We start from the raw sequence: 663 nt of genomic DNA, 5'->3' as shown, positions 1-663 counted from the left end.
ACCCCACCCCGGCCAAGGTCGACCCCGACCTGATCAACGCGGGCAAGGAGACAGTGACCCTCCGCCCCGGCGCCGCACTCTTCGAGTCCTCCCTTTCCTTCGGAATGATCCGCGGACGCCACCTCGACGTCGCCATCCTCGGCGGCATGCAGGTCTCCCGACACGGCGACCTGGCCAACTGGTCCGTACCCGGCAAGATGATCAAAGGCATGGGAGGCGCGATGGACCTGGTCCACGGCGCCCGTCGCGTCATCGTCCTCATGGAACACCGCGACCGGCAGGGTGCATCCAAACTGCTCGAAACCTGCACCCTCCCCCTCACAGGAGGCGGCGTCGTCAACCGGATCATCACCGATCTCGGTGTCCTGGACATCACGAACTCCGGATTCACCCTGGTAGAGACAGCACCCGGTGTGACGACTGACGACATATCCCGGGCAACAGCTGCCAAGCTCACCCCCGACCCAACTATGCGCACCTGACGGTCGCCGCCGTCCCCGACGGAACCGGGCCTTGCCCCAAGGCCGGGAAGTTAGCGTTTTCGCAGGTCACGCAAGCGCGTTGAGGGGTCGAGGACAAAGCGTAACGGAGCTCGTTGGTACAGGCAGTCGACCAAGACAGCTTGTACCTGAGGAGCTCCGTTGCTGTTGCATTCTGTCCTGC

The 663-nt window shown here is 64.1% G+C and carries 1 pseudogene (only partly in view); it reads left to right on the top strand.

What is annotated here, in order from left to right:
- Positions 1-482 (top strand): annotated as a pseudogene (locus LCE31_RS30500) (CoA-transferase) (it extends 261 nt beyond the left edge of the window).
- Positions 483-663: the final 181 nt, after the last annotated feature.

This window comes from Streptomyces sp. 8L, from assembly GCF_020176795.1.
In the GTDB taxonomy this organism is placed as follows: domain Bacteria; phylum Actinomycetota; class Actinomycetes; order Streptomycetales; family Streptomycetaceae; genus Streptomyces.
The sequence above is the reverse complement of the archived record's forward strand: the minus strand, read 5'-3'. Positions and strand labels throughout refer to the sequence as shown.